The organism is Allobosea sp. P1_A7 (assembly GCF_056406775.1).
In genome coordinates, this window is record NZ_JBFTZN010000351.1 from 1 (window position 1) to 5,225 (window position 5,225).

A 5,225-nucleotide genomic window follows, 5' to 3' on the forward strand; every position below is an offset into this window, starting at 1 on the left:
CGGCTGCCCTATTCCCGATCTTTTGCGTTGCGAACAAAACGCGAAAAATGATCGAATATGAGACATGTTCGCTCTCGATTCGCTGGCGCCACCAAGCTATCTCGACAGGCTCAACCCCGCGCAACGCCGCGCGGTCGAGCACGGCGTCGGCACGCAGCCGGKTCCCTTGCTGGTGATCGCGGGGGCGGGATCCGGCAAGACCAACACGCTCGCGCATCGTGTCGCGCATCTGATCCTGAACGGTGCGGACCCGCGCCGCATGATGATGCTGACCTTCTCCCGACGCGCTGCAGCCGAGATGGCGAGGCGGGTGGAGCGCATCGCGCGCGACGTGCTGGGAGAGGGGGCTGCCGTCATGACCGACGCGCTGACCTGGGCCGGGACCTTTCACAGCGTGGGAGCAAGGCTGCTCCGGGATTACGCGCCGGAGCTTGGGCTCGATCCGCATTTCACGATCCATGACCGCGAGGACAGCGCCGACCTGATGAACCTCGCTCGTCACGAGCTTGGCTACTCGAAAACGGAAGGGCGCTTTCCCAAGAAGGGCACCTGCCTTGCGATCTATTCGCGCTGCGTCAATGCCGAAGAGCCGGTTGAGGCCGTGCTGGGTGCTTCCTTTCCCTGGTGCGCATCATGGGCAGGGGAGCTGAAGCAGCTCTTTTCAGCCTATGTCGAGGCCAAGCAGGCCCAGAACGTCCTTGATTACGACGATCTTCTGCTGTGCTGGGCCCAGGCCGCAAGCGAGCCCAGCCTTGCCGCGGAGATGGGCGGACGTTTCGACCATGTCTTCGTCGACGAGTATCAGGATACCAACAAGCTGCAGGCCTCGATCCTGCTGGCGCTCAAGCCCGATGGCCAGGGGCTCACTGTCGTCGGCGATGATGCGCAATCGATCTACTCGTTCCGCGCGGCCGAGATCCGCAACATCCTCGATTTCCCCCAGGCCTTCAGCCCGCCGGCTGAGGTCGTCACGCTCGATCAGAACTATCGTTCGAACCAGCCCATTCTGGCCGCCGCGAATGGGGTGATCGAGCTCGCCCGCGAGCGCTTCACCAAGAACCTCTGGACCGACCGCCAGTCGGGCGGCAAGCCCCAGCTCGTCAATGTTCGCGACGAAGCCGACCAGGCGCGCTTCGTCGCGACGCGCGTGCTGGAGAACAGGGAGGCGGGGCACACGCTCAAGCAGCAGGCGGTGCTCTTTCGCGCCTCGCATCACAGCGGCCCGCTGGAGGTCGAGCTGACACGGCGCAATATTCCCTACAAGAAGTTCGGCGGGCTGAAATTCCTCGATGCCGCCCATGTCAAAGACATGCTGGCGATGCTGCGCTTCGTCGAGAATCCGCGCGACAGGGTCGCCGGGTTCCGCTTGCTGCAGCTGCTTCCGGGCGTGGGGCCGACCTCCGCGCAACGCGTGCTCGATCAGGCCGGCACGGCAGATGATTTCGCAGCAGGCCTCGCGGAGCTGTCGGCGCCCGCGCGTACGGGCGACGCCTGGCCGGATTTCGTTGCGACATTCCGGGCACTGCGCTCAGGGATAGGCTGGCCGGCAGACCTCGAACGGGCCCGTCTCTGGTACGACCCTCACCTGGAGCGCATTCACGAGGATTTCACCACGCGTCGCGCCGATCTGGTTCAGCTGGAGCAGATCGCCTCCGGCTATCCGTCCCGCGAGCGCTTCCTTACCGAGCTCACCCTCAATCCGCCCGACGCAACGAGCGATGAAGCGGGGCCGCCATCGCTGGACGAGGATTTTCTCATCCTCTCGACCATCCACTCCGCCAAGGGGCAGGAATGGAAGTCGGTCTTTGTGCTGAACACGGTGGATGGCTGTCTTCCCAGTGACCTCGCCGTCGGGGAAACCGCCGAGATCGAGGAGGAGCGCAGGCTGCTCTATGTCGCGATGACGCGTGCCAAAGACGACCTGCATCTGGTCGTGCCGCAGCGCTTCTTCACCCATGGCCAGGCGGCGCGCGGGGATCGGCATGTCTACGCCGCACGCACACGGTTCATCCCACACGCTCTGTTGCACCTGTTCGAGCAGGCGACCTGGCCCATCGAGCAGGCTCAGGCCGCGCTGCAACACCGCAGCGGCGTGAGAATTGACGTGTCGGCGCGGCTCAAGAGCATGTGGCGCTGAAGCATAGGCCCCAAAGTCGGGTGGATTGCGGTTTTCGGGCAAGCCGATGCAACGGCAGACGGCGCGATCGCGCGGCGCAGGCCCGCATTTTGCTTGTCCCTTAAGCTCTCGGTAACCATGAAACCGCAGCCTTCATGGCTGGCCTTATTCAAATTTCACTCGGAGTGCCTCGATGGATGCCTTCACGATGGTGATCGTTGCCTGCATTTCGGGCGAAGCGACCTGCACCGCCGCCCGGATCAGCGAACAGGATTTCACGACGGTGCAGGCCTGCGAAGCCCGCATCGACGACATCGCGCGCGCGATGACGGTGGAGTTTGGAAAACGACCGGAATTCAAGGGCCGGCAGGTCACTTACGACGTCTCCTGCATGGACAGGGAACAGCTCTGGCACAAGCTTGGGGTGACCCAGGCCGAGACCTGATTGCGGCCGTTCGCGACACAGGCGGCCTCTCGCGGGACACCGACGTCCGGATGCCGATCGGTGGAACAAACCGGAATCGAGCCCGTTCCTGATCACAGAACCCTCAGCGAAGGAGATCTGTGATGATGAAGAAACTTGCTCTCGCCGCGACCCTGATTCTCGTCCCAGCCGCGTCATTCGCCCAGAATCCGCAGGGCGCGCAGGGTGGTGCAGCTGCCGGCGCGGCGACAGGCGCCGTGGGCGGGGCGATCGTCGGCGGTCCGGTCGGTGCTGTTGTCGGCGGCGTGGGTGGCGCTGTCGTAGGCGGCATCGTCGGCGACAATACCCCCCGCTTCAAGACCTATGTGGTCGAGCAGCGTGTGCCGTCCTACACCTATGCCGAGCCGCTCGCGGTCGGCACCGTGCTCCCGAATGAGGGCGTGACCTATCGCGAAGTGCCGCGCGAGTATGGCGCGACCCAGTACCGCTATACGGTCGTGAATAACCGCACTGTGCTGGTCGAGCCCGGCACCCGCAGGATCGTTCAGATCATCGAGTGATCAGCACAATCGTCCAACCGTTCGGCCCGCCAACGGCTTCCGTTGGCGGGCCGTTTGCTGCCTGGCGAACGCGTGGCCTTGTCCGCGATGTCCGGCCCTGGCTCGGTCCTGACTCCTATGCATCATCGAATCGAAAGATCCTCGCAGCACCGGCTTCGTCGCGCAGGCCCTTGTAAGTCGCATGGCGAAGCTTGCCGTCATCGGTCCAGCCGCGGAATTCGATCTCGGCAACCAGCACGGGCGAAACCCAGCGCGCGGCTGTCCGCTGGATGGCCAGGGGTGGTCGCGGAACGAGTCTCGCGTCGAGCCGCGCCTTCAAGGCGGCGCCGGACAGCTCGGTGAAGCCGCTGCCAACCCCGCCGACATAGACCAAGCCGTCGGCCTTTTCCGCAGCGAGCAGCAACCTGCCGATTCCTCCAAAGCCGATCGAAGGCTCATATCCGATGATGACGAAGCGCTCCGACTGGATGCACCTGATCTTGAGCCAGTCACCATCGCGGCCGGAGCGATAGGGTGCATCAAGGCGTTTTGCGATGATGCCTTCGAGGCCGAGCTTGCAGGCGAGGGTGTAGAACGCTTCTCCGTCGGCAATCACGTCCTCACTGAGCAGGATACCGGGAGACGCGCGGTCGATTGCATCGGCCAGGACCTCGCGCCGCTGCGAGAGCGGCAGATGCCGCAGATCCTGTCCATTGAGGTACAGAWGATCGAAGGCAAACAGGACCGCGAGTTCGGCGCTGCCCTTGCCGTCTCGCCCGCCGAGCGCTTGCTCCAATGCCGCGAGATCCGATTTTCCRCTCCGATCGAGGATGACGGCCTCGCCATCAAGGATAGCACTGTCGACGACGATCTGCTTCGCCGCCGCCACGATCGCGGGAAAGCGGGCCGTCCAATCCCGGCCGTCTCGCGCAAGCAGGCGCACCTCGCGCGAAGGCTCGATATGAACGGCAAGCCGGTAGCCGTCCCATGCCACCTCGAACGACCAATTGGACCCCTTGGGCGGCTTTGCCGCCTCACTGGCAAGGCATGGCTCGACATGCTGCGGCATGGGATCGTCATCTTGCGTGCTGTCGTCAGGGAGACGGGCCTCCACTGGTATGGCAACGGGCGACACGACCGTGCCCTTCAACGCCTCCGAACCGGGGCCGGACCGCGACATCTGGCGCACGCGCATGACGGGTTCTCCTCCACCGCAGACAAACGCCGGGCAGCGGGCACTCGTTCCGGCGACGTGGAACTTCGTGCCGCCTCAGCAGTTAGGATATGGTGGTGATATGGGAGTGCTGACATGGGTTCGTTACCCCGCGCTTTTCATCCCAAGCGGAAACCCGGACGACCTTCCGATCGACGGCCGCTGAATGGTCGCCCCCGGCCGGCTGCCATCATGCCGACCGAGCTGTCACGCGAGATCTGTGAGGACGAGGACGGCAAGCATTATGCGGTCATCGTCTGGCGGCTTTATCCCGGTCTGCGCAGCATCACCTACACGCTCGATAGCGGTGCGCTCGTGAACTTTGTCGACGAGCGCAGGTTCGAAGTCGCCAGAACCGGGCTGATCATCACGCGGCTGGAGTGAATTCGACCAAGGGTTGCCGCCCGGCAAATGACATTGCCGGAAGCGCTCCAAGGTTTAGGTTGCTCCCTACAGGGAGGTGCTTTGCATGTCCGATACCCTTTCCAGATCAGAACCAGTGACGGTGACACTCCGTACGCACGAAGACTATCGCGATGCTTGTGAGCGCGTTGGCCAGTTGGAAGGCATCAGGCCGAGCGCCGCCCGAGATCGTCAGCTCGCTGCGCTTAGAACGGCCATCCACGCCTACGAGCCGCGGCAGACGCCATTGCGGACATCACCATGACCACGTAAGGCCTGGCGCGCTCGGCAGGGCAATGCGACCAGCCCGTCAACGAAACGGAAGACGAGACAGAGCCGTTGCGACGCTCCGGTCGGGTAAGCCCTGTTCAGGTACTCGGGCATCTGCCTGGGGCGCATAAGGGCAGAACCATCTCACGATAACGTGTTCCCTGTAGCCGCAAGTCGACGCCGTTTCTGTCGTGAACGAGTGCAGCCGCGCGCCGACGTCCATCACGGTTCCGGTGCTTCTTTGGTCGCGTGGTGCGGTGC

General features: G+C 63.9%; 5 protein-coding genes. 4 read left to right on the forward strand and 1 reads right to left on the reverse strand.

Annotated features, from left to right (window positions below; translation table 11 throughout):
- Positions 1-64: 64 nt before the first annotated feature.
- The 3 genes from AC1D34_RS33760 (at position 65) to AC1D34_RS33770 (ending at position 3,100) form a co-directional block, all read left to right on the forward strand.
- Positions 65-2,137, forward strand: a complete 2,073-nt coding sequence (locus tag AC1D34_RS33760) for an ATP-dependent helicase (RefSeq protein ID WP_476826591.1) — start codon at positions 65-67, stop codon at positions 2,135-2,137.
- A gap of 172 nt (positions 2,138-2,309) precedes the next feature.
- Positions 2,310-2,561, forward strand: coding sequence for a hypothetical protein (locus tag AC1D34_RS33765; protein ID WP_476826592.1), 252 nt, complete (start codon positions 2,310-2,312; stop codon positions 2,559-2,561).
- Positions 2,562-2,683: 122 nt separating this feature from the next.
- Positions 2,684-3,100 (forward strand): DUF1236 domain-containing protein, encoded by a 417-nt coding sequence (locus tag AC1D34_RS33770; RefSeq protein ID WP_476826593.1) that lies wholly within the window; start codon positions 2,684-2,686, stop codon positions 3,098-3,100.
- A 115-nt stretch (positions 3,101-3,215) separates the two neighbouring features.
- On the opposite strand, the gene ligD is transcribed toward AC1D34_RS33770, so the two are convergent.
- Complete coding sequence (ligD, locus tag AC1D34_RS33775) at positions 3,216-4,274, reverse strand: non-homologous end-joining DNA ligase (protein WP_476826594.1); 1,059 nt, start codon at positions 4,272-4,274, stop codon at positions 3,216-3,218.
- 210 nt (positions 4,275-4,484) lie between these two features.
- Between ligD and AC1D34_RS33780 the strand changes: the two genes are divergently transcribed.
- Positions 4,485-4,676: a hypothetical protein gene (locus AC1D34_RS33780; protein ID WP_441507749.1), complete on the forward strand. Its 192-nt coding sequence runs from the start codon at positions 4,485-4,487 to the stop codon at positions 4,674-4,676.
- The last annotated feature ends 549 nt before the right edge of the window (positions 4,677-5,225 follow it).

Excerpts from the sequence above, each read along its gene's own strand:
- AC1D34_RS33765 (WP_476826592.1), top strand. The coding sequence starts at position 2,310 with ATGGATGCCTTCACGATGGTGATCGTTGCCTGCATTTCGGGCGAAGCG.
- AC1D34_RS33780 (WP_441507749.1), top strand. The coding sequence starts at position 4,485 with ATGCCGACCGAGCTGTCACGCGAGATCTGTGAGGACGAGGACGGCAAG.
- AC1D34_RS33770 (WP_476826593.1), top strand. The coding sequence starts at position 2,684 with ATGATGAAGAAACTTGCTCTCGCCGCGACCCTGATTCTCGTCCCAGCC.